21 protein-coding genes and 1 tRNA gene are annotated in these 22,099 nt (G+C 68.0%); 9 read left to right on the forward strand and 13 right to left on the reverse strand.

The genetic code is table 11. The features are described from left to right. Positions 1-30: 30 nt before the first annotated feature. Both C8J26_RS11120 and C8J26_RS11125 read right to left on the reverse strand, forming a co-directional pair. Positions 31-1,281, reverse strand: a complete 1,251-nt coding sequence (locus tag C8J26_RS11120) for an arsenic transporter (protein WP_107958191.1) — start codon at positions 1,279-1,281, stop codon at positions 31-33. Positions 1,282-1,372: 91 nt separating this feature from the next. Next, positions 1,373-2,530 carry a metallophosphoesterase family protein gene (locus tag C8J26_RS11125; protein ID WP_107958004.1) on the reverse strand — a complete coding sequence of 386 codons (1,158 nt, stop codon included), beginning with the start codon at positions 2,528-2,530 and terminating at the stop codon, positions 1,373-1,375. Positions 2,531-2,791: 261 nt separating this feature from the next. Between C8J26_RS11125 and C8J26_RS11130 the strand changes: the two genes are divergently transcribed. After that, complete coding sequence (locus C8J26_RS11130) at positions 2,792-4,081, forward strand: MFS transporter (protein WP_107958006.1); 1,290 nt, start codon at positions 2,792-2,794, stop codon at positions 4,079-4,081. A 33-nt stretch (positions 4,082-4,114) separates the two neighbouring features. Here the strand turns inward: C8J26_RS11130 and C8J26_RS11135 are convergent, their stop codons facing one another. Beyond that, positions 4,115-4,993 carry a LysR family transcriptional regulator gene (locus tag C8J26_RS11135; protein ID WP_107958007.1) on the reverse strand — a complete coding sequence of 293 codons (879 nt, stop codon included), beginning with the start codon at positions 4,991-4,993 and terminating at the stop codon, positions 4,115-4,117. Positions 4,994-5,086: 93 nt separating this feature from the next. Here C8J26_RS11135 and C8J26_RS11140 point away from each other — a divergent pair, with 93 nt between their 5' ends. The 6 genes from C8J26_RS11140 to C8J26_RS11165 are packed head-to-tail and all read left to right on the forward strand — an operon-like array spanning position 5,087 to position 11,351. After that, positions 5,087-6,256 carry an isovaleryl-CoA dehydrogenase gene (locus C8J26_RS11140; RefSeq protein WP_208631376.1) on the forward strand — a complete coding sequence of 390 codons (1,170 nt, stop codon included), beginning with the start codon at positions 5,087-5,089 and terminating at the stop codon, positions 6,254-6,256. Further along, positions 6,256-7,878, forward strand: a complete 1,623-nt coding sequence (locus tag C8J26_RS11145) for a carboxyl transferase domain-containing protein (protein ID WP_107958008.1) — start codon at positions 6,256-6,258, stop codon at positions 7,876-7,878. The genes C8J26_RS11140 and C8J26_RS11145 overlap by 1 nt, the downstream gene beginning before the upstream one ends. 5 nt (positions 7,879-7,883) lie before the next feature. Then, the gene (locus tag C8J26_RS11150; protein ID WP_146168815.1) at positions 7,884-8,159 is read left to right on the forward strand and encodes a barstar family protein; all 276 of its coding nucleotides are present in this window, start codon (positions 7,884-7,886) and stop codon (positions 8,157-8,159) included. A 2-nt stretch (positions 8,160-8,161) separates the two neighbouring features. Beyond that, a complete protein-coding gene (locus C8J26_RS11155; RefSeq protein WP_107958010.1) occupies positions 8,162-10,051 on the forward strand; it encodes an acetyl/propionyl/methylcrotonyl-CoA carboxylase subunit alpha in 1,890 nt (629 codons plus the stop codon). Next, positions 10,051-10,503: a MaoC family dehydratase gene (locus C8J26_RS11160; RefSeq protein WP_107958195.1), complete on the forward strand. Its 453-nt coding sequence runs from the start codon at positions 10,051-10,053 to the stop codon at positions 10,501-10,503. Before C8J26_RS11155 ends, C8J26_RS11160 begins: the two co-directional genes overlap by 1 nt. Continuing rightward, complete coding sequence (locus C8J26_RS11165; protein ID WP_107958011.1) at positions 10,500-11,351, forward strand: HpcH/HpaI aldolase/citrate lyase family protein; 852 nt, start codon at positions 10,500-10,502, stop codon at positions 11,349-11,351. The genes C8J26_RS11160 and C8J26_RS11165 overlap by 4 nt, the downstream gene beginning before the upstream one ends. A gap of 145 nt (positions 11,352-11,496) precedes the next feature. On the opposite strand, the gene C8J26_RS11170 is transcribed toward C8J26_RS11165, so the two are convergent. The 5 genes from C8J26_RS11170 to C8J26_RS11190 form a co-directional block, all read right to left on the reverse strand. Next, positions 11,497-11,571: transfer RNA gene (locus C8J26_RS11170), tRNA-Glu, on the reverse strand. A 61-nt stretch (positions 11,572-11,632) separates the two neighbouring features. Beyond that, on the reverse strand, positions 11,633-13,384 hold the full coding sequence (recJ, locus tag C8J26_RS11175) for a single-stranded-DNA-specific exonuclease RecJ (RefSeq protein ID WP_107958012.1): 1,752 nt from the start codon (positions 13,382-13,384) through the stop codon (positions 11,633-11,635). A gap of 336 nt (positions 13,385-13,720) precedes the next feature. Beyond that, a complete protein-coding gene (locus C8J26_RS11180; protein ID WP_107958014.1) occupies positions 13,721-14,365 on the reverse strand; it encodes a prolyl hydroxylase family protein in 645 nt (214 codons plus the stop codon). 140 nt (positions 14,366-14,505) lie between these two features. After that, entirely contained in the window at positions 14,506-15,501 is a 996-nt protein-coding gene (locus C8J26_RS11185) for an RcnB family protein (protein WP_107958198.1), read from the reverse strand. 412 nt (positions 15,502-15,913) lie between these two features. Then, positions 15,914-16,459 (reverse strand): (2Fe-2S)-binding protein, encoded by a 546-nt coding sequence (locus C8J26_RS11190; protein ID WP_107958016.1) that lies wholly within the window; start codon positions 16,457-16,459, stop codon positions 15,914-15,916. Positions 16,460-16,563: 104 nt separating this feature from the next. Here C8J26_RS11190 and C8J26_RS11195 point away from each other — a divergent pair, with 104 nt between their 5' ends. Then, positions 16,564-17,859, forward strand: coding sequence for a sugar MFS transporter (locus C8J26_RS11195; RefSeq protein WP_107958200.1), 1,296 nt, complete (start codon positions 16,564-16,566; stop codon positions 17,857-17,859). Positions 17,860-17,937: 78 nt separating this feature from the next. On the opposite strand, the gene C8J26_RS11200 is transcribed toward C8J26_RS11195, so the two are convergent. From C8J26_RS11200 to C8J26_RS20445, 4 genes are all read right to left on the reverse strand, one after another. Beyond that, positions 17,938-19,080 carry a CaiB/BaiF CoA transferase family protein gene (locus tag C8J26_RS11200; protein WP_208631377.1) on the reverse strand — a complete coding sequence of 381 codons (1,143 nt, stop codon included), beginning with the start codon at positions 19,078-19,080 and terminating at the stop codon, positions 17,938-17,940. Positions 19,081-19,216: 136 nt separating this feature from the next. Continuing rightward, complete coding sequence (locus tag C8J26_RS11205) at positions 19,217-20,401, reverse strand: acyl-CoA dehydrogenase (protein WP_107958020.1); 1,185 nt, start codon at positions 20,399-20,401, stop codon at positions 19,217-19,219. 78 nt (positions 20,402-20,479) lie between these two features. Beyond that, positions 20,480-20,806, reverse strand: coding sequence for a hypothetical protein (locus C8J26_RS11210; protein ID WP_208631378.1), 327 nt, complete (start codon positions 20,804-20,806; stop codon positions 20,480-20,482). Further along, entirely contained in the window at positions 20,803-20,979 is a 177-nt protein-coding gene (locus C8J26_RS20445) for a hypothetical protein (protein ID WP_165391799.1), read from the reverse strand. Before C8J26_RS20445 ends, C8J26_RS11210 begins: the two co-directional genes overlap by 4 nt. Positions 20,980-21,070: 91 nt before the next feature. Between C8J26_RS20445 and C8J26_RS11215 the strand changes: the two genes are divergently transcribed. Further along, positions 21,071-21,703: a S24 family peptidase gene (locus tag C8J26_RS11215; protein ID WP_244185258.1), complete on the forward strand. Its 633-nt coding sequence runs from the start codon at positions 21,071-21,073 to the stop codon at positions 21,701-21,703. A gap of 180 nt (positions 21,704-21,883) precedes the next feature. Here the strand turns inward: C8J26_RS11215 and C8J26_RS11220 are convergent, their stop codons facing one another. Beyond that, entirely contained in the window at positions 21,884-22,081 is a 198-nt protein-coding gene (locus C8J26_RS11220) for a hypothetical protein (protein WP_107958204.1), read from the reverse strand. Positions 22,082-22,099: the final 18 nt, after the last annotated feature.

The following is a 22,099-nucleotide window of genomic DNA, read 5'->3' on the forward strand; positions in this document are numbered from 1 at the left end:
GGGTGAAAGCCCGCGTCGCGTTTGCGTGCGTCAGCCGATGAGCAGGCGCACGCCTAGCGCGGCAAACAGGGCGGGAGGCATCACTGCCGCCCCGACCTTCAGGAAGCGCCAGAACCCGACATCCTCGCCCTCGCGACGGATCGCGGTCAGCCACAGGATCGTCGCCAGCGAGCCCGTGATCGACAGGTTCGGTCCGAGGTCGACGCCGATCAACAGTCCATCGGTGACGATCTGCGGCACATGCGCCTGACCGAGCGTCGTGCTCGCGATCAACCCGGCCGGCAGGTTGTTCATCAGGTTCGATCCGAACGCGAGGATCGTGCCGGCGATCCCGGCGGTGGCCGTCGGCGAGGCGGCAGCGCCTTCGGCCAGCCAGCGCGCGAGCATCGCGATGACGCCGGTGCTCGCCAGCGCCTCGACCAGCACGAACAGCCCGGCGACAAGCGGCAGCACCGCCCAGGATACCGACCGCATCGTCTCGACGGGCGACTTGCGACCGCCGATGCAGATCGCTGCGGTGGTCGCGATACCGGCGAGGCAGGTCGGCAGTCCCAGATCATAGCCGCGCGCCGACGCGCCGATCAGCAGCACCGCGGTGGCGACGATGCCGCACAGCGCGACGAGGCCGCCGCGCGGCAGCGTCATCGCCTCGACCTCGGTCTCGCATTGCCCGGACAGCCGGTCGCGCTCGATCCAGCGGAGCATCAGGAACGTGACGCCGATCGCCATGAGCGAGGGCAGCGCGAACGACGCCATCCATGCGCCCAGCGTCGGCATCTTGCCGCCGTACAGAACGAGATTGGCGGGGTTCGAAATCGGCAGCACGAAGCTGGCCGCGTTGGCGATCAGTGCGCAGGCGAACAGCATCGGCAGCGGATTTGCCTTCGCCTTCTTCGCCGCGGCATAGACTGCGGGCGTCAGCACGACCGCGGTCGCATCGTTCGACAGGAAGGTGGTCACGACGATGCCGACGCCGAACACGAGTGCGAACAACCGGCTGGTCGATCCCTTGGCCAGCCGCACCGCATGGACCGCGACCCAGTCGAACAACCCCTCGGCTCGCGCGACCTCGGACAGCAGCATCATGCCGATCAGGAAGAGATAGACGTCGCCGCCCTTGAGTACCGCGCGCCAGGCGTCGCTGATCGGGAGCAGGCCGAATACGACGAGCACCACCGCGCCAAGCACCGCCCAGACCGCTTCCGGAAGCTTGAAGGGCCGCGAGATGACGCCGAACGTCGCGATTCCGCAAATTGCCCAGATCGCGAACCGGGCCACCATGTCGGGATTCGTCACGCGCGCGGTGCTCGGTCGGGGGCGTTGCATTGCAGGGGGGCGCCGATCGTGTCGGCCGATCGCTTCGTCATTCCGCTCACCAGTCCATGCCGTTCTTGTTGGGGCCACGTTGCGCGCCATCGATGCCGCGCGAGGGCCAAGCGCCGATCGCGGTGACGTCGCGGCCGAGTGCGGTCGGGGCGTTGCGTTTCAGTCGGGGCGGGCCCGGGCGGTCGGGCGCGCGGGGCGCGCGGACGAGGATTTCGATCACGTCCGCGCTGCTCCCGCTGGACACGGTCAGTCGGTGCAGACCGTCGGTGGCGTTCTCTATCGTCGCCTCCCACAGGCCCGCCGCGTTGGGTGTCATCGGGACGGCGGCGCCGTCGTCGAGTTGTGCAGATGGCGTGGCGGGGGCGGGCTGGCCGAATATCTTCGCACGGACGACAACGGTGTCGGTTGGGACATGATCGACGCGGTCGGGATCGGTGAGCAGGCGACGGTCGGCGGGGGAGGTGATCTGGACGAGCGGCCAGGAATCCTCGATCGCCTGGAACCGCCAGCTTGGCACGCCGTCGTCGAGCGTCACGATCGAGAATCCGGGCGAGCCCTCCTCGATCTGGCCGGTCGAGCGGGTCGCGCCATAGACGACGCGGCCGTCGTTGAGCAGCTCGTTGTAATGCGTGTGCCCGGTGTCGACGAACGCAACGCGGTGCGCGGCGAACAGCCCGGCGATCCCGTCGGGATCGTCGCGCAGGTCGCCGGGATAGGCGTGCATGAAGACTACGCTGCGCAGATCGGCGGCGGTCGCAGCGCTCAGTTCGCGTTCGATCCAGCTGCGCTGGTCGGGGGCGATACGGAAATCGGGGCCGCCCTTGCCCGCCGATACGATGTCGAGGAACAGGCAGCGATACCCGTTGAGCGTGACCGCGTAGGGGGCGAGCCGGGACGTGATGGCGCGCATCGCGGTCAGGTCGCCGGGCTCGAAATCATGATCGCCCGCCAGCACATGCCACGGGAGAGTCAGGCCGCGCATCGCATCGGCGATCCCGGCATATTGCGCGTCGGTGCCGTGGTTGGCGTTGTCGCCCGGCAGGAAGGCGAAGTCGACGTTGCCGCCTGCGCTGTCCGGACCGGGATTGCCCAAGTGGTGCTGCGCGATCGCCGCGAGTTCGCGAAAGCGCGACAGTCCTTCGTACCCATCTGCCTCATCGACATGCAGGTCGCCAAAGTGAATCCAGGTAAGGCACCCTGCCATTATAATTGCTTTCAACTCGAGCGTAGCGATCGCTCAAAAGCGAGAAGGTGCCGCAATCGTTCCGTGACATAATGTTCATGATGCGAGGCTTAACGAGGCTGTTCAGTTTCGGTTTAACTTATCGGGATCGTTGGAGATTATCCGATCAACTATATTTGGACCGGCCTGAAACTTTGCCGACTGCGAAGTCTTTAGCGCTCGACCGATATCGCCCCGCCACGATGCGCGCCGGTCGAGTGCAACCGACGAGAGGGACCGGCCATGGCAACACTTACCGACAGCAAGGCGGGCGATAGCGGGGCACAATCCCGACGCGGCGACGGACCCGCGAGCAAGGTGCCGACGCGGACTCTGGACGCGCTCAACTTCTTCCTCGCCGATGTCCGCGACGGGCTCGGGCCGTATCTCGCCATCTACCTGATCGCGGTGCGCGGACCGGCGCAGGGCTGGAACGAGGCGACCGTCGGTGCGATCCTGACGATAGCCGGGATCGTCGGGCTGATCTCGCAGACGCCCGCCGGCAGCCTGATCGACCGCGGCAAGAACAAGCCGCGGATCGTGATGATCGCGGCCCTGCTCGTCACGCTCAGCAGCATCTCGCTGCCGATCGTCAGCGGCTTTACCGCTGTGGCCGTCACGCAGTCGATTGCAGCAGTCGCCGGCGCGGTGTTCGCCCCCGCCATCTCGGCGATCACGCTCGGGCTGGTCGGGCCCAAGCTGTTCGCCAAGCGAGTCGGTCGCAACGAGGCGTTCAACCATGCGGGCAACGCGGTGTCGGCGGCGCTGGCCGGCGTACTGGCATGGAAGTTCGGGCCGGTCGTGGTGTTCTGGCTGATGGGCGGGCTGACCGTCGCGAGCATCGTCACCGCGTCGCGGCTGAAGAACGACGATATCGACAATGCGGTCGCGCGCGGGCTCGACTGCGAACCCGAGGACGGGGACGAGGCCTGCGAGGAACCGAGCGGCTGGAAGACGCTGCTCGAGAACAAGCCGCTGATGATCTTCGCGGTCACGGCCTTCCTGTTCCATCTCGCCAACGCGGCGATGCTGACGTCGGTCAGCCAGCTGCTCGCGCGGACGGTGGGCAAGGATCAGGCGACGTCGCTGACCGCGGCGTGCATCGTCGCGGCGCAGCTGGTGATGGTGCCGGTGGCGATCGTCGTCGGGCGCAATACCGATCGCTGGGGGACCAAGCCGCTGTTCCTGGTCGCCTTCGCCTTCCTCGCAGCACGCGGTGCGCTGTACACCGTATCGGACAATCCGTGGTGGCTGGTCGGCGTGCAGGCGATGGACGGCGTGGGCGCGGGGATCTTTGGGGCGCTGTTCCCGGTCGTGATCGCCGACCTGACCAAGGGCACCGGGCGGTTCAACGTCAGCCAGGGTGCGGTGGCCAGCGCGCAGGGGCTGGGCGCCGCGCTGTCGGCGACGCTCGCGGGCGGGATCATCGTCTGGGCTGGCTATACCGCCAGCTTCCTGACGCTGGCGACGATCGCGGCGCTTGGGCTGGGGCTGTACGTGCTGGCGATGCCGGAAACCAAGGACAAGAAGTAGACAGCCCCGTGCGTCGGCCCGACGGACGCCTGATCAGGCGATCTCGTCGGGGCCGACCGCGGTAACCAGCGCGGCGATCGTCGGCGATTGCGCGAGCTCCTGCGGGTCGGCGTGCGGGGCGAAGACGAGGCCGATGTCGCGGGTGAAGTCGAAGCCTTCGAGATGCGCGCGCACGACGCCGGGCTCGCCGAAGCAATCGGGCATCACGGTGACGCCAAGCCCTGCGCGGACATAGCTGAGCGCCTTGTCGTCGCTGGTGGTGCGCGACGCGAAGACCGGGCGGACGCCGCGCGTGGTGAAGAAGCGGCTGGTCTCGGGCAGCAGCTCGCAGTGGCGGCGCACTATCATCGGATCGTTGCCGAGTTCCTCCACGCGGATCACGTCGCGACCCGCCAGCGGGTGTGCGGTGCCGAGCGCGAGGCTGTACCCCTCAGTAAAGAGGCGCTGGCTGGCGTAGTCGTCGCCGTCGCGCAGCAGCATCAGCGCCACGTCGATCCGGCCGCGCGCGAGGCGCTCGCGCAGGTCGCGCTCCTTGCCCTCGACGATCTCGATCTGGTTGCCCGCGCCGCGCGACCGATGCTCGCGCAGGAAATCCTCGATCCAGCGGCGCGGCGTCGTCGCCAGCACGCCGAGCCGCAGCGTCTGCTGCGTCGGCGTACCGATCACCTCGCGCTCGGCGGCGGCGAAGGTCGCCTCGATCGTGCGCGCATGCGATACCAGCCGCGCGCCCGCATCGGTCAGCGCGACGCGTCGGTTGGTGCGGTTGAACAGCGCGTGGCCCAGCGCGGTTTCGAGCTTGGCGATCCCGACCGAAAGCGTAGGTTGCGACACGTTGCACGCAGCCGCTGCGCGGGAGAAATTGCCGGTGTCGATGACCGACAGGAAATACCTGAGATGATAGCGATCGATCATAGCTTTTATCTATAGCGTTGATCGCGAACTTTCAATTTTCCAGCGATCGGGGGTTCCCGTACAAGGCCGGCAAAAGACCGACAGGAGATGATGATGGCAGACCTGAATTTCGCGCTTGGCGAGATGGCCGACACGATCCGCGAGACGACGCGGCGGTTTGCGCTCGACCGGATCGAGCCGATCGCGGCGCGCATCGATGCGGAGGACAGTTTTCCGCGCGAGCTGTGGCCCGAAATGGGCGCGCTGGGGCTGCACGGCATCACCGTCGAGGAAGCCGATGGCGGCCTGGGGCTCGGCTATCTCGAGCATCTGATCGCGTGCGAGGAGATCAGCCGGTCGTCCGCATCGGTCGGGCTGAGCTATGGCGCGCATTCGAACCTGTGCGTCAACCAGATCCGCCGCTGGGGCACGCCCGAGCAGAAGGCGAAATATCTGCCCAAGCTGATCTCCGGCGATCATGTCGGCAGCCTTGCGATGTCGGAAGCGGGCGCAGGGTCGGACGTCGTGTCGATGAAGCTGCGCGCGGACAAGGTCGATGGCGGCTGGCGGCTGAACGGCACCAAGTTCTGGATCACCAACGCGACCTATGCCGACACGCTCGTCGTGTACGCCAAGACGATCCCCGATGCCGGATCGAGGGGGATCACCGCGTTCCTGATCGAAAAGGACTTTGCCGGCTTCTCGATCGGGCAGAAGATCGACAAGCTCGGGATGCGCGGGTCGCCGACCGCCGAGCTGGTGTTCGACGATTGTTTCGTGTCGGATGCGCAGGTGATGGGGCCGCTTCACGGCGGCGTCGGGGTGCTGATGTCGGGGCTGGATTACGAGCGCGTGGTGCTGTCGGGGATCCAGCTGGGGATCATGCAGGCCTGCCTCGACGTCGTGCTGCCCTATGTTCGCGAGCGCAGGCAGTTCGGCCGGCCGATCGGCGAGTTCCAGCTGATGCAGGCGAAGGTCGCGGACATGTACGTCGCGCTCAATTCGTCGCGCGCTTATGTCTATGCGGTCGCCAAGGCCTGCGACGCAGGCCAGACGACGCGGTTCGACGCGGCGGGGTGCATCCTGCTGGCCTCCGAGAACGCCGTGAAGGTCGCCAACCAGGCGATCCAGGCGCTGGGCGGCGCCGGCTATACCAAGGACTGGCCGGTCGAGCGCTATTGGCGCGACGCCAAGCTGCTCGATATCGGTGCGGGGACGAACGAGGTCCGGCGGATGCTGGTCGGGCGCGAGCTGATCGGCCACGATGCGCCGAAGGCCCAGTAATGCCGACGCTCACGACGCAGGCCGATGCGACGTCCGAGGGCTTCCGCGCGAACGCCGCGCATAACCGGGCGCTGGCGGAGTCGCTGCGCGCGACCGTCGTGACGACCGCGCTCGGCGGGTCGGAGCAGCATCGGGCGCGCCACGTCGCGCGGGGCAAGCTGTTGCCGCGCGACCGGGTCGAGCGGTTGCTCGACCCGGGATCGCCTTTCCTCGAGATCGGCGCGCTCGCCTCGAACGGCATGTACCTGGACAAGGACGGGCAGGGCGGTGCGCCCGGCGCGGGGATGATCGCCGGGATCGGCCGCGTGTCGGGGCGCGAGTGCATGATCGTCGCGAACGATCCCACCGTGAAGGGTGGCGCCTATTTCCCGATGACCGTGAAGAAGCATCTGCGCGCGCAGGAGATCGCGCGCGAGAACCGGCTTCCCTGCATCTACCTGGTCGACAGCGGCGGCGCCAACCTGCCGCACCAGGCGGAGGTGTTTCCCGACCGCGATCACTTCGGCCGGATCTTCTTCAACCAGGCGCAGATGTCCGCTGAGGGGATCGCGCAGATCGCCTGCGTGATGGGCAGCTGCACCGCGGGCGGCGCCTATGTGCCCGCGATGTCGGACGAGAGCGTGATCGTCCGCAACCAGGGCACGATCTTCCTCGCCGGCCCGCCGCTGGTGAAGGCGGCGACGGGCGAGGTGATCTCGGCCGAGGAACTGGGCGGGGCGGACACGCATGGCCGCAAGTCGGGCGTGGTCGACCATGTCGCGGAGAATGACGAGCACGCGCTGCTGATCGTCCGCGATATCGTAGCGACGCTCAACCGAGCCCCCAAGCGACCGGGGGCCGTCGATATCGAGATCACTGCACCGCGCGCGCCGAAACTCGATCCGGCGGAGCTGTACGGCATCGTGCCGCAGGACGTCCGCGCGCCCTATGACGTGCGCGAGGTGATCGGGCGGATCGTCGACGGGTCCGAGTTCCACGAGTTCAAGGCGCTGTACGGCACGACGTTGGTCTGCGGCTTTGCGCGGATCTGGGGGATGCCCGTCGCGATCCTCGCCAATAACGGCGTGCTGTTCTCCGAATCCGCGCTGAAGGGCGCGCATTTCATCGAACTGGCGTGCCAGCGCCGCGTGCCGCTGCTGTTTCTCCAGAACATCTCGGGCTTCATGGTCGGCGGCAAATACGAGGCCGAGGGGATCGCCAAGAACGGGGCCAAGCTGGTGACCGCGGTGGCGACCGCGTCGGTCCCCAAGATCACCGTGCTGATCGGCGGCAGCTTCGGGGCGGGCAATTACGGCATGTGCGGCCGGGCCTTTGCCCCGCGCTTCCTGTTTACCTGGCCCAATGCGCGGATTTCGGTGATGGGCGGCGAGCAGGCGGCGAGCGTGCTGGCGACCGTCCACCGCGACGCGGATCGCTGGACGCCGGAGGAGGCCGAGGCCTTCAAGGCGCCGGTCCGCCAAAAATACGAGGACGAGGGCAATCCCTATCACGCGACCGCTCGGCTGTGGGACGACGGGATCATCGACCCGGCGCAGACCCGCGACGTCCTCGGCCTCGCTTTTGCCGCCACGCTGAACGCGCCGATCCCCGAGCGCGCGCAGTTCGGCCTGTTCCGGATGTGAGCGGCATGGACCTGACCATCGACGGCGCGACGATCCCCGACGAAGCCGCCTTCCATGCGCTGATCCGCGAGGCATCGGGGGTGGACTGGTATGGCGGCAGCCTCGATGCGCTGTTCGACCTGCTCGTCGCGGTCGTCGCGCCGCCGATCCGCCTGCACATCGTCAACGCAGCAGCGGCGCGCGCGACGATCGGCGCGCGGTTCGATCGCATCGTCACCGTCATCATGGACGCGGTCGCCGAACGCGGCACCGCCGCCGTCGCGCTGCACCTGGAGAGCTAAGCATGATCCAGAGTCTCCTCATCGCCAATCGCGGCGAGATCGCCCGTCGTATCATCCGCACCGCGCGGCGGCTGGGCATCCGCACGATCGCGGTCCATTCCGACGTCGATGCCGGCATGCCGTTCGTCCGCGAGGCCGACGAAGCAGTGTGCATCGGCACCGCGCCCGCGACCGACAGCTATCTGCGGCAGGATCGCCTGCTGGAGGCGGCGCGCGCTACCGGCGCGGCGGCGATCCACCCGGGCTATGGCTTCCTGTCGGAAAATGCCGAGTTCGCCGAGCGCGTGATCGACGCCGGGCTCGGTTGGGTCGGTGCGCCGCCCGCCGCGATCCGCGCGATGGGGCTGAAGGACGCCGCCAAGCGACGGATGATCGCCGCGGGGGTGCCGGTGACGCCGGGCTATTTCGGCGCGGACCAGTCGCCCGAGCGGCTGCAGGCGGAGGCTGACGCGATCGGCTATCCGGTGCTGATCAAGGCGGTGGCGGGCGGCGGCGGCAAGGGCATGCGCAAGGTCGACGCGGCCGCCGACTTCGCCGAGATGCTCGAAAGCTGCAAGCGCGAGGCCGCGGCATCGTTCGGCAACACGCAGGTGCTGATCGAGAAATACATCCTTTCGCCGCGCCATATCGAGGTGCAGGTGTTCGGCGACACGCATGGCGGCGCGGTCCATCTGTTCGAGCGCGACTGTTCGCTGCAACGCCGCCACCAGAAGGTGATCGAAGAAGCGCCCGCGCCCGGCATGGACTCGGCGACTCGCGCCGCGGTGTGCGAGGCGGCGGTCAAGGCCGCGCGCGCGGTCGACTATGTCGGCGCGGGGACGATCGAGTTCATCGCCGACGGATCGGAGGGGCTGCGCGCCGACCGCATCTGGTTCATGGAGATGAACACCCGGCTGCAGGTCGAGCATCCTGTGACCGAGGCGATCACGGGGCAGGACCTGGTCGAATGGCAGCTGCGCGTCGCGTCGGGCGAGCGGCTGCCCTGCGCGCAGGAGGCGCTGTCGATCACCGGCTGGGCGATGGAGGCGCGGCTCTATGCCGAGAATCCGAGCACCGGGTTCCTGCCGTCGACCGGGCCGCTCGACCGGCTGCGCTTTCCCGCCGGCGTCCGCATCGACAGCGGCGTCGAGGAAGGCGGCGCGGTCACGCCTTATTATGATCCGATGATCGCCAAGCTGATCGTCCATGGCGCGACGCGAAACGAGGCTGCGGCTAGGCTGGCGGCGGCGGCACGCGGGACGCAGGTCTGGCCGGTCAGGACCAATGCCGCGTTCCTGGCGCGCGCCGCCGCGCATCCGGACTTCGTCGCGGGGCGCGTGGATACCGGGTTCATCGAACGGCATGCCGAGACGCTGATCCCGCCGGCCGAGCCTTCGCCGGCGGTGCTCGCGGCGGCGGCGGCGGCGATCCTGCCGGAGGCGGCGGGCGATCCGTGGACCAGCCTGCGCGGGTTCCGCGCCAACGCCGAGGCGTCGCGCCGGATCGAGGTCGAGGTTGCGGGCAAGCCGTATCTCGTCACCGAGCAGCCGGGGTCGGCGGCCGTCGTCGCGGACGGCGTGCTGTTTCTGGACGGCGAGGCCTGGCCGTTCGGTCCACGCCGCGCCGACCATATCGCCGGCGCGGGCGAGGGCGACGGCGCGATCCTGGCGCCGATGCCGGGTCGCGTGATCGCCGTGCTGGTCGAATCCGGGCAGGCGGTCACCAAGGGCCAGCGGATGCTGGTGCTGGAGGCGATGAAGATGGAGCAGGCGTTGCTGGCGCCGTTCGACGGCGTCGTCGCCGCGCTCAAGGTCAGCGAAGGCGCGCAGGTCGCCGAGGGCACGATGCTGGCGCGGATCGAGAAGCCCGTGGCGATCGACGCCCCGGCGACGACCAACAGGGAGAGCGAATGATGGCCGGGCGTTTCTATGACGACTGGACGGTCGGCGACACGATCGTCCACGAGATACGCCGCACCGTGACCGAGACGGACAATCTGCTGTTCACGGTGATGACGCACAACCCGCAGCCGCTGCACCTCGACGCCGAGGCGGCGCGCGCGAGCGAGTTCGGGCAGATCCTGGTCAACGGGACCTTTACCTTCGCGCTGATGGTCGGGCTGTCGGTCGGCGACACCACGCTCGGCACGCTGGTCGCCAATCTGGGCTACGACAAACTCGTGATGCCCAAGCCCGTGTTCATCGGCGACACGCTGCGCGCCGAGACCGAGGTCCATGCGCTCAAGGACAGCCGGTCGAGACCCGATGCGGGGATCGTCACCTTCGCGCACCGCCTGCACAACCAGCGCGACGAGATCGTCTGCCAGTGCCTGCGCAGCGCGCTGATCAAGCGATCCGCGGCATGAGGCTGCGATCGCTGCTGTTCGTGCCGGGCGACCGACCCGAGCGGTTCGACAAGGCCGCCGCCAGCGGTGCGGACGCGCTGATCCTCGACCTGGAGGATTCGGTGGCGGCGTCCGCCAAAGATAGCGCCCGGGCGGCGGTCGCGGCCCGCCTGCGGGCCGTGCGCGGCGACGTCGCGGTGTTCGTGCGGATCAACCCGCTCGATACCGATCTGAGCGTGGCGGACCTTGCTGGCTTGCACGGCCTGACGCCGGACGCGATCGTGCTGCCGAAGGCGGACGGCGCGGCGAGCGTCCGCCTGCTCGCCGAACGGCTGGCGGCGGCGGGGATCGACTCGCCGATCCTGCCGATCGCGACCGAGACGCCGGCCGCGATCTTCCAGCTCGGCAGCTATGCCGGGGCGGGCGTGCGGCTGGCCGGATTGACCTGGGGGGCGGAGGATCTGCCAGCCGCGATCGGCGCGGCGACGTCGCGCGAGGACGATGGCCGCTATACCCCGCCCTATGAGATGGTGCGTTCGCTGGCGCTGTTCGGCGCGCATGCCGCCGGGGTGCCGGCGATCGAGACGGTCTATCCGGCGTTTCGCGACGAGGTGGGTCTGGCGGCCTATGCACGGCGCGCGGCGCGCGACGGCTTTACGGGGATGATGGCGATCCACCCGGCGCAGGTGGCGACGATCAACGCCGCCTTCACGCCCGACGCCGCGCAGGTCGCGCAGGCGCACGCGATCGTAGCCGCCTTCGCCGCCCAGCCGGATGCGGGCGCGTTGCAGGTCGACGGCCGGATGGTGGACGCCCCGCATCTCAAACAGGCGCGCGGAATATTGGACCGTGCTGGCGAGGCGCCGTGATTACGGCCGTCGCCTGTTAGTGACAAAGCGCTACGACGTCTGAGGGATCGTTGCGCAACGCTGTTTAGATGACAAGAAAATCAAGCCCCGAGGGGGGGGGGCAGGCAGACTCTGCACCATCATGATAACCAGTTGGTTTCGATGATGGTGACCCCTACGGGAATCGAACCCGTGCTTCAGCCGTGAAAGGGCCGCGTCCTAACCGCTAGACGAAGGGGCCTGCGTGGTGGAGGCCGACTAAGGGGAAGGGGGCGGTGCGTCAAGCGTTTCGGTACAAGAATTTAGTCGGCCCATGCCGCATCCTCGACATGAAGTTCGGCCGAGGGGCGCGAGGACCAGTCGTCGATCTTCGCGCGACCGGCGAGCCAGAGCTTGCGGTGGGGCGGGGCGCCCAGCAGTGCCTGGCCTAGCGGGGTTTCCGCCGCGCGGAACGCCATCGCCTTGATGCTGCGGCCGTCGTCGCCTGCGACGATCGTGCGGACATGGCCATTGCCGACGATATCGGCCTTGATCACGCGCACCGGGCCCATCGCGACGCGCGGCGCGGGCCAGCCCATGCCGTAGGGGCCGCCCGCTTCCATCGATTCGACGAGGCCGGGGTTGACCCCGCCCGCCGCCAGCACCGCGTCGAGCAGCAGCGCGCGGTCGCCGTTCGAGCGCTCCACCGCGTCGGCGAGGCGCTCTTCGAGGAAGTCGGTGAAGGCGGGGATCGCCGCCTCGCTGATCGTCAGGCCGGCGGCCATCGCATGGCCCCCGCCCGCGACGAGCAGGCCGTGCTCGCGCGCGGCCATCACCGCCGCGCCGAGGTCGACGCCGGGGATCGAGCGGCCCGAGCCCTTGCCGATGCCGTTCTCGTCGATGGCGATGACGATCGCGGGGCGGCCGAGCTTTTCCTTCAGCCGGCCGGCGACGATGCCGATGACACCCGGGTGCCAGCCATGGCCGGCGACGACCGCGACCGCGCGGTCGCGGCTGGCGAGCAGGTCTGCGGCTTCCTGTACGGCTGTCTCGATCGCACGGCGTTCCTCGTTGAGGCGGTCGAGTTCGGTGGCGATCTCGCGCGCTTCGTCGGGATCTTGGGTGGTGAGCAGGCGGACGCCGAGATCGGCGCGCCCGACGCGGCCGCCGGCGTTGATGCGCGGCCCGAGCGCGAAGCCGAGATCGGTGCAGGTCGGATTGCGGGTCAGGCGCGAGGCCTCGATCAGTGCGGCGACGCCGATATTCTTGCGCGCGCCCATGACTTTCAGGCCCTGCGCCACGAACGCGCGGTTGAGCCCGCGGAGTTGTGCCACGTCGGCGACGGTGCCGAGTGCAACGATGTCGAGCAGGTCGATCAGTTTCGGCTCGGCGCGGTCCTTGAAGAAGCCGCGCGTGCGCAGTGTGCGGACGAGTGCGGCGGCGGCGAGGAAGCACATGCCGACCGCGGCGAGATGGCCGTGCGCGGCGCCCTCGGTCTCGTCGAGGCGGTTGGGGTTCACGAGCGCGAGCGCGTGCGGGAGTGCGGTCGAGCATTTGTGGTGGTCGATGACGATCACGTCGACCTTCGCGTCGCGCGCGGCGTCGAGCGCGTCGAACGCCTGCGCGCCGCAATCGACCGTGACGATCAGCGAGGCACCCTCGGCGGCGAGCCGGACGAGCGCTTCGCCCGACGGGCCATAGCCTTCGAGCAGGCGGTCGGGGATGTAGGGGCGCGCCTCGATCCCGAGATCGCGTAAGGTGAGGATCATCAGCGCGGCGGAGGTGGCGCCGTCGACGTCGTAATCGCCGAAGATCGCGATCTGTTCGCCCGCCTGCACCGCATCAGCGAGGCGCTCTGCGGCGCGGTCCATGTCGCGGAAGATCGACGGGTCGGGCATGAACGCGCGGATCGACGGCGTGCGGTGCGCGTCTAGTGCGTCGCGCGGGCAGCCGCGGGCGAGCAGGAGCGTGGTGACGAGGTCGTCGCCGGTAAAGCCATCGCGCCCGTCTGCGGCGAGTGCGCGCCAGCGCCAGGACTGGCCGAGGATGGACGAGGTTACGCCGAGAACTGTCATGGGGCCTGACGTAGTGGTTGTGTTGGGTTTGTCGACCTTGGTGGCGGCGGAGCGTGGGGGTGGGGGCGGAGCGGGAACAGGGTGGCGGAAGAGGGCATGTCCCCAAATCCCGTTCGTGCTGAGTAGCGGCCGAGTAGCTTCGTAGAAGCGTATCGAGGGCGCGTATCGAAGCAGGGTTCCACGCGCCAACCTGTCCTTCGATACGCCGTCTCGATACGCTGCTTTGCAGCTGCTCGACGGCTACTCAGGACGAACGGGGTAGGTGGGGAAGTGTGGAGCGGGTCCACGGATTCGCTGGCGTGATCCTCCTCCGCCAGGGGGAGGATCAGGGGGACGTCACTTGATCCAGGGTCGCTCGCGGAACCACTTGGTCACGATGTACTTCACGCCCTCCATGACGGGCATGCCCTCGTGCAGCGTCAGGCCGTTGGGGGTGCCGTCGGGGTTCATGTTGTTCCACGCGAGCAGCATGCCGCGCTTTGGGGCGATCTTGATGCCTGCCTGCGGGAACCAGGTCGCGCCGCCTTCGGGGACGTCGTTGAGGAACACCATCGCGGTCCAGGTGCGCTGGCCGCCCTGCTCCTGCATCTTGGCCCAATAGCTTTCGGACTCGTGGAAATAGTCGTGATGCGCGCGGAATTGCTGGCCGGGGGCGTAGCGCTGGCCCTGCATCGTCTCGCCGTGGAGCAAGTCGATCCCGAGCAAGGTCGCGATCGCCTCGTCGGTCGGCTGCACCTCGGGGGACCAGCGATCCATGTCGCAGCTTTCCGACGTGCGGAAGCTGCTGTTGGGCCGATCCGACAGCAAGGTCGACGGCCGCCGCTTCGAATCGATCATCGCGATCAGCTGCTTGCAGGTCTTGGGATCGAGGAAGTCGGCCTGGTAATAGAATTGGACCGTCGCCATCGCGATGCGTTGCACCGCCGGGTTGGCGTCGAGCCGGGCGGCGACCTGCGATCCGGCGGCCTGGCGGAGTGCCATGGCCGGATCGACCTTCTTGGCTTTTGAAAAGATACCCACGCCGCAGGATTTGGCGAACTGGGCCCGAAACGCAAGAGCCCCGCGGCGAGTGTATCGCCGCGGGGCTCTCCCCTGTTACTGCGTGACGGGCAGGCCGGCGCCTACCAGAAGATGTCGTACACCGTGTCGACCACGCGGCCGCTGTCGAGATCGACCAGCAACGCGTCGTTGTAATAGCGAACCCAGCGATACGGGCCGTACGCCTCGGGCAGGCGATAGGTGTACGGGTCCTGGATCCAGTAATTCTGGTTGTAGAGGATCCGGTTCAGCGAGAAGCCAACCCCGAAGCGGCGATAGCCCGACCCCCAGCCGCTCGGGGCATAGTAGCGCGGGAGGCGATAGGCGCCCCGGTTCGACGCGCGGTAGTTGCTCCACGCGTAGCGGTTGTCGGTGCGCCAGCCGCGATTCCACGCGCCGCCCTGGTTGTAGCGGGGCTGCTCGTAGCCGCCCTGGTCATAGCCACCGCGGCCATAGCCCTGGACATTGCCATAGGCGCGGTTGGGCTGGCGGTTCTGGTAGCTGTCGCGGCCCCGTCCGTCCCATCCGTTGCCGCGCGGATCCGAACGGTCGCCGTCGCGATCGAACCGGCCGCGATCCGCCTGCTGGTCGCCACGATCGAAACCGGGGCGGCCTGAGTCGGGGCGATCGAAACCCGGGCGATCGGGGCCGGGGCGGCCCGGGCCGCGGTTCCAGTCGCTGCGCGGCTGGCCTGCCTGCCGATCGGCGCGCGTCTGGCCGTTCCAGCCCTGGCGGTCGCCGCGCTGGCCGTTCCAGTCGGGACGGCCGTGGCCATCGGGGCCTCCGCTGCGGACTTGCGGCTGCGTGCCGAGATCGGCGCGTTGCGGGCGCAGGCCTTCGTTGGGCGCGGCGGGACGGTCCGGGCGCTGCTGCTGGAAGCCCTGGCCGTCCGGTCGCGGTCCGCGATCGGGGCGCTGGCCGCGATCCTGACGCGGACCGTCGTTACCGCCGCGGTCACCGCGGTCGCCGCGATCGCCGCGATCCTGGTCGATTTGCTGCGCGGTGGCGGCGGTCGCCATCGTGGTTGCCGGCACCAATGCCGACGCTGCCATCAAGAGTTTGAGAAACTTCCCCGTCATCGCCGTCGTCCTCGACTGCCGGCGCACGAGCCGGCTCCTATGATGGGTTCGGTCTAGGCGAAGCGGTGTGTGGGAAGGCTGAATGGGGTCGTCAGCGATCAGACAGGTTTGGTTGGGATGCTTGGCACCCGTTCAAAAATATCCACCACGGCGAAGGCCGGGGTCCAATTGGGGATGATAGGTAACGACGCGCGCGATTCATGACTGCGGACGTTCCAATTGGGCCCCGGCCTTCGCCGGGGTGGTAAGGCGGTGGAGGCGCCGGGTACGTTGGTGGCAGTCGGGTGTGGTACCCAGCGCAACGCGTCGGACGGTGCTTCCTTGTTCTCCCGCGAAGGCGGGAGCCCAGACTGCACTCCCGCCTTCGCGGGAGAACAGGCTTGGTTCGGAGCGGCGCCCGCTACTACGTGCGCTACCGCGCAGGTGGCGGCACCAGTGCTGGGACCAGTCGCGCGGAGTCCGCCGGATCGATTCCCGGCCGCGGTCCTGCGGGGATGACTTCCTCCCCGCGCATCGCACGTCCGGCGCGCTGGATCGCCTCGACGACGCGCGGATACACGCCGCACCGGCACAAATTGGTGATCTGCGCGCGGATCAGCTCCTCGCTTGGGTCGGAATTCCGCGCCAGCAACGCCGCGGCCGCCATGACCATGCCGGGGATGCAGAACCCGCATTGCGGGACGGCCTCCGCGATGAAGGCGAGCTGCACGGGATGATTGCGCTCGCGCGACAGCCCCTCGATCGTCGTGACGTAGGTGCCCTCGATCGAGCCGATCGGGACTCGGCAACTGCGCGCAGCGTGACCGTCGATATCGACCGTGCACGCGCCGCACTGGCCGGTGCCGCAGCCATATTTGGTGCCGGTCAGGTTCGATGCGTCCCGCAGCGCCCATAACAGGGGCGTGTCGGGATCAAGCTTATAGTCGATCGGTTCGTCGTTGACGGTGAGGCGGCTCATGGCGGCCGTCCTAGCCCGCGGGGCGGGATCGCACCACGCGGCATTGCCACGCGTCGCCACCCCGGCTTATGTCGCGCGCAAATACCGCGAGAGGGCGCTACACGATGCACGTCGATACCAAATCCACCGCAGCAGCCGGGGGCGATGCCAGCCACGGCTATGACGCGCCCGATCTGCGCGTGTTCGTGTTCGCGCTGTTCTTCATCTTCGGTGGCATCACCTCGCTCAACGACATCATCATTCCGAAGATGAAGGAGCTGTTCACGCTCGACCACGCGACCGCGATGCTGGTCCAGTCGGCGTTTTTCCTCGCCTATGCGCTGTTCTCGATTCCCGCGGCGGCGATCGTGCGCAAGGCGGGCTATATGCGTACCGCGTCGATCGGCCTCGTGACGATGACCGCGGGGTGTCTGTTGTTCATTCCCGCCGCCGGGCAGGCGAGCTTCGGCATGTTCCTGTTCGCGCTGTTCGTGCTCGGTGCCGGGATCACCGTCGTGCAGGTGGTCGCAAACCCGCTGATCTCCGCGCTTGGTCATCCCAAGTCCGCCTCGAGCCGGCTGACGTTCGCGCAGGCGTTCAACTCGCTCGGCACGACGATCTTCCCGTATGTCGGCTCGGCACTGATCCTCGGCGGGCTGGCCACGGTCGATTCGTCCAAGCTCAACGGTGCCGCGCTCGACGCGTATCGCAGCGAATCGTCGAGCACCGTGGTGCACACCTATATCGGCCTCGCGATCGCGCTGCTGATCGTCGCGGCGGTCGTGTGGACGAGGCGGAACCGGCTCAACGAGGAGCAGGACCAGACCGGCAGCATCTTCCACGCGTTCACGCTGCTGAAACGCCCGCGGTTCGCGATGGGGGCGGCGTGCATCTTCCTGTACGTCGGGGCCGAGGTCGCGGTCGGATCGCTGATCGTGAACTATCTGATGCAGCCAAGCGTGATGGGCCTGAGCGACGTCGCGGCGGGCAAGCACGTGCCGTTCTACTGGGGCGGCGCGCTCGTCGGCCGGTTCATCGGCGCGTATGTGCTGAACAAGGTCTCGCCGGGCAAGGTGCTGGCGGGCGTCGCGACGGGGACGCTCGCGCTGATCCTGATCTCGGCGAACACCGAGGGTGCGATCTCGGGCTGGGCGTTGCTGGCGATCGGTCTGATGAACGCGGTGATGTTCCCGACGATCTTCTCGCTGGCGTCCGAAGGCCTCGGCAAGCGCGCGGCCGAAGGGTCGGGCGTGATCGCCACGGCGATCGTCGGTGGTGCGATCATCCCGTATCTGACGGGGATGCTGGCGGATACGTCGGGCAGCCTGCACTTCGCGCTGCTGCTCCCGGCGATCTGCTATGCGCTGATCCTGGCCTATGGGCTGTATGCGCGGAAGCCGGTGACTGAAGCGGTCGCCTGAACCCTCCGTCATCCTAGGATAGACCCAGGATCCAGAGCCACGGCGGATGACGCTCGTGGCTCTGGATCCTGACTTTCGTCAGGATGACGGACGCGGAAGGGTCGGCGCCGCGCGGCCGGTCGCGAGGTCGGCGTCGGAGAAGCGGATCGGCGTGCGGAGGCCGGGCACGCTTGACCCATCCGGACGCTCCGGATCTATCCGCATCCCTCGCGCAATCACTTGCGGATCGTCGAATGCCTGCGCGACGGTGTTGATCGGTCCGGCGGGCACGCCGACCGCCTCCAGCCGCGCGAGCAACGCAAGCTTGGGCACTTGCGAGGTTGCCGCCTCGATCCCCGCGAACAATATGTCCTTGAAGGCGAGGCGTCCGGCATTGGTCGCAAAGCGCGGATCGTCGCGCATGTCGGGCAGGTCCATCGCGTCGCAGAAGCGGCGGAACTGGCCGTCATTGCCGACCGCGAGGATGAACCAGCCGTCGCTGGTCGGGAAGACGGCGTAGGGGCACACGTTCATGTGGGCGTTGCCGACGCGGGTCGGCGAGACGCCGCTGGCGAACCAGTTCATCGCCTGGTTGGCAAGCACGCCTGTCATCGTGTCGAGCAGCGCCATGTCGATCTGCTGTCCGCGGCCGGTGCGTTTGCGCATCGCCAGCGCGGCCTGGATCGCAATCACCGAATAGAGCCCGGTCATGATGTCGGCGAAGGCGACGCCGATCTTCTGCGGTGCGCCGTCGGGCTCGCCGGTTAGGTCCATGATCCCGCTCATGCCTTGGACGATGAAGTCGTAGCCGGCGCGGGGGGCATAGGGGCCGTCTTGGCCGAAGCCGGTGATCGAGCAATAGACGAGGCGCGGGTTGAGCGCGGCGAGGCTGGCGTAGTCGAGCCCGTATTTGGCGAGCCCGCCGACCTTGAAATTCTCGATGACGACGTCTGCGTCGGCGATCAGGTCGCGGACGATCGCCTGGCCTTCGGGGGTGGTGAAGTCGGCGACGACCGAGCGCTTGCCGCGGTTGGCAGCGTGGAAATAGGCGGCGTCGCGGGTGCCGTCGGGGTTGTCGATGAACGGCGGGCCCCAGCTGCGCGTGTCGTCGCCGGCGGGGCTCTCGATCTTGACGACGTCGGCACCGAGATCGGCGAGGACTTGACCCGCCCAGGGGCCGGCGAGGATGCGCGCTAGTTCGACGACCTTGAGGCCGGCGAGGGGGGTGGGCTTCCGTTCCACGATTACACCACCACCCCGGCGAAGGCCGGGGCCCAATTGGGAAGGTCGGCGTAACTGGACGCAGCACCAGCCAAGGTGCGTCCCCCAATTGGGCCCCGGCCTTCGCCGGGGTGGTGAGCCAGCAGGCGGCCTATCACTAGAACGCCGCGATACCCGTGATCGCGCGGCCGAGGATCAGCGCGTGGACGTCGTGCGCGCCCTCGTAGGTGTTGACCGTCTCGAGGTTCATCAGGTGGCGCATCACCTGATACTCGCCCGAAATGCCGTTGCCGCCGTGCATGTCGCGGCTCATCCGCGCGATATCGAGCGCCTTGCCGACGTTGTTGCGTTTCACGATCGAGACCATCTCGGGCGCGAACCGGCCCTCGTCCATCAGCCGCCCGACGCGCAAGCTTGCCTGCAACCCGAGCGCGATCTCGGTCTCCATGTCTGCCAGCTTCTTCTGGAACAGCTGGCGTCCGGCGAGTGGCGTGCCGAACTGGTTGCGATCGAGGCCATATTGGCGCGCGGCGTGGAAACAGAATTCGGCGGCGCCGAGTGCGCCCCACGAAATCCCGTAGCGCGCACGGTTGAGACAGCCGAACGGCCCCTTCAACCCCTGCACGTCGGGGAGCAGCGCATCCTCGCCAACCTCGACCTCGTCCATCATCACCATGCCGGTGATCGATGCGCGCAGCGACAGCTTGCCCTCGATCTTGGGCGTCTCCAGCCCCTTCATGCCGCGTTCGAGAATGAAGCCGCGGATGCCGCCGCCATGCTCGTCGGACTTCGCCCAGATCACGAACACGTCGGCGATCGGCGAGTTCGAAATCCACGTCTTGGCGCCCGAGATGACATAGCCATTGGCCGTCTTCTTCGCGCGCGTCGTCATGCCACCCGGATCGGAGCCGGCATCGGGCTCGGTCAGCCCGAAACAGCCGATCCACTCGCCGGTCGCCAGCTTGGGCAGGTATTTCTTCTTCTGCGCCTCGGAGCCGAACGCGTTGATCGGGTACATGACGAGGCTCGACTGCACCGACATCATCGAGCGATAGCCCGAGTCGATCCGCTCCACCTCGCGCGCGACCAGACCATAGGCCACGTACGACGCGCCGACGCCGCCATATTCCTCGGGGATGGTCGGCCCGAGCAACCCGAGCGCGCCCATCTCGCGGAAAATCGCGGGATCGGTATGCTCGTGCTGGAACGCGTCGATGATCCGTGGCGCGAGCTTGTCGTCGGCATAGGCCTTCGCGCTGTCACGGATCATCCGCTCGTCCTCGCTCAACTGATCGTCGAGCAGGAACGGATCTGCCCAGTCGAACTTGCCCATCCCGGCCATCGTCATCTCCTTCGTTGACCGCCGACTTCGTGTCTCTGCGGTCGAAAGTCCACCCCCCACGGCGAGCGCGCGAGCGGTTTACGTATCGATCAGCGTCAGTATCGCGAGGGTCGCATGCTGCCGGCCGTCGATCGACTCGACGCGGTCGATCGCCAGATCGGCGACGATGTGCCCGCGTAGTAAGAACTCGGCATCGGGGAGCGAACCGATCCAGTCTCGAAGACCGGGTACGGGTTCGGCGACGATTGTCAGCTGGTGCTGCGTACCGACGAACGTCGCGCTCGCCCATGGCGTGCACGCGATCGTCGCGACGTTCATCGTCACGCCGGCCGCGCCTGCATGGCCGCGCAGGCCGCGGATCAGCAGCGTGCCGGCGTCGGGGCCGCGGAGCGTATCCATCCTCATGCTCCGGTGCCTTCGATGAACGATTCGATCCGCGCGACCATCGGCGCGCGCGCCTGGCGGCCGCGGCGCAGATCGTGGACGAGTCGCGGATCGCCGACGGACAGCCGTCCGAACTTGGTCATCGGCATGCCTGTCTGCCGCAGATATCGATCGATCTTCACCAGAATCGTCACGGTCGCTCCTCCCGAGTCTTGTGTCTCGCGTTCCTGATCTGTTCCCGAAAATCCTACTTGTCTAGGAAATTTCCTACGCTACGATCCGGCGGTGTCGAAAACCGCATCCGATCCCGATCCGAGAACCGCGCTCGCCGCGCTGGCGGCGGCGCGCGGCGACAGTCTGGCGGCGCTGTCGGCGATGCTCGGGCGCAACGCCGCCTATCTCCAGCAATATGTTCGGCGGGGGTCGCCGCGGGTGCTCGGCGAGCGCGATCGGCGACTATTGTCCGCGTATCTCGGGGTGAGCGAGGGCGTTCTCGGCGCGCCGGTCGATCGCGTGGCAGCGTTCCGGATCCGCAAGCTCGACGTCGTGGCGTCCGCGGGGCCGGGCGCGCAGGTCGATGGCGAGATCGTGCTGGGGACCGATACGCTCGACCCCGGCCTCGCGCGCAGGCTCGGGCTGAAGGACGGACAGGCGGCGATCATCCGGGTCCGCGGCACGTCGATGGAGCCAGGGCTGTTCGACGGCGACCACATCGTGGTCGACACGGCGGACCGGACGCCACGTAGCAAGGGCGGGCTTTACGTGATCCGGATTGACGATGCGGTGATGGTGAAGCGGGTGGCGCTCTCGGGCAGGACGCTGGTGGCGACGAGTGACAATCGCGCGGCGGGGCCGGTTCCCGACGGGCCTATCGTCGTGATCGGCCGAGTCGTCTGGCAGATGCGCGAGCCGCGTTAGGGCCGCGGCTTAAGCCCACGCCGTTCGTGCTGAGTAGTGACCGAGTAGCTGCGAAGACGCGTATCGAAGCATGCGTTTCATGCGCCAACCTGTCCTTCGATACGCCGTCTCGATACGCCGCCTGCGGCGACTACTCGACGGCTACTCAGGACGAACGGCTGGGGGCGGAGGTACCGGGGCCTACCGCCGATCCTTCAGCCACACCAAGACCGCCGCCGCGACGCCGATCGCGGTCCCGATTAGGAACCCCGGCGTCGCCTGGCCGATCGCGAAGCCGACGCCGACGCCGCCCAGCATGCCGAGCGCGACGAGGAACCCGCCCGCGGCGCTGGGATCCTTGTGGGGGGGGAGGGTGTCGCGGGAAGTGGGATCGGCCATCGGCATGTCCTGCCACGG

This window comes from Sphingomonas aurantiaca (genome assembly GCF_003050705.1).
Classification (GTDB): Bacteria; Pseudomonadota; Alphaproteobacteria; order Sphingomonadales; family Sphingomonadaceae; genus Sphingomonas; species Sphingomonas aurantiaca.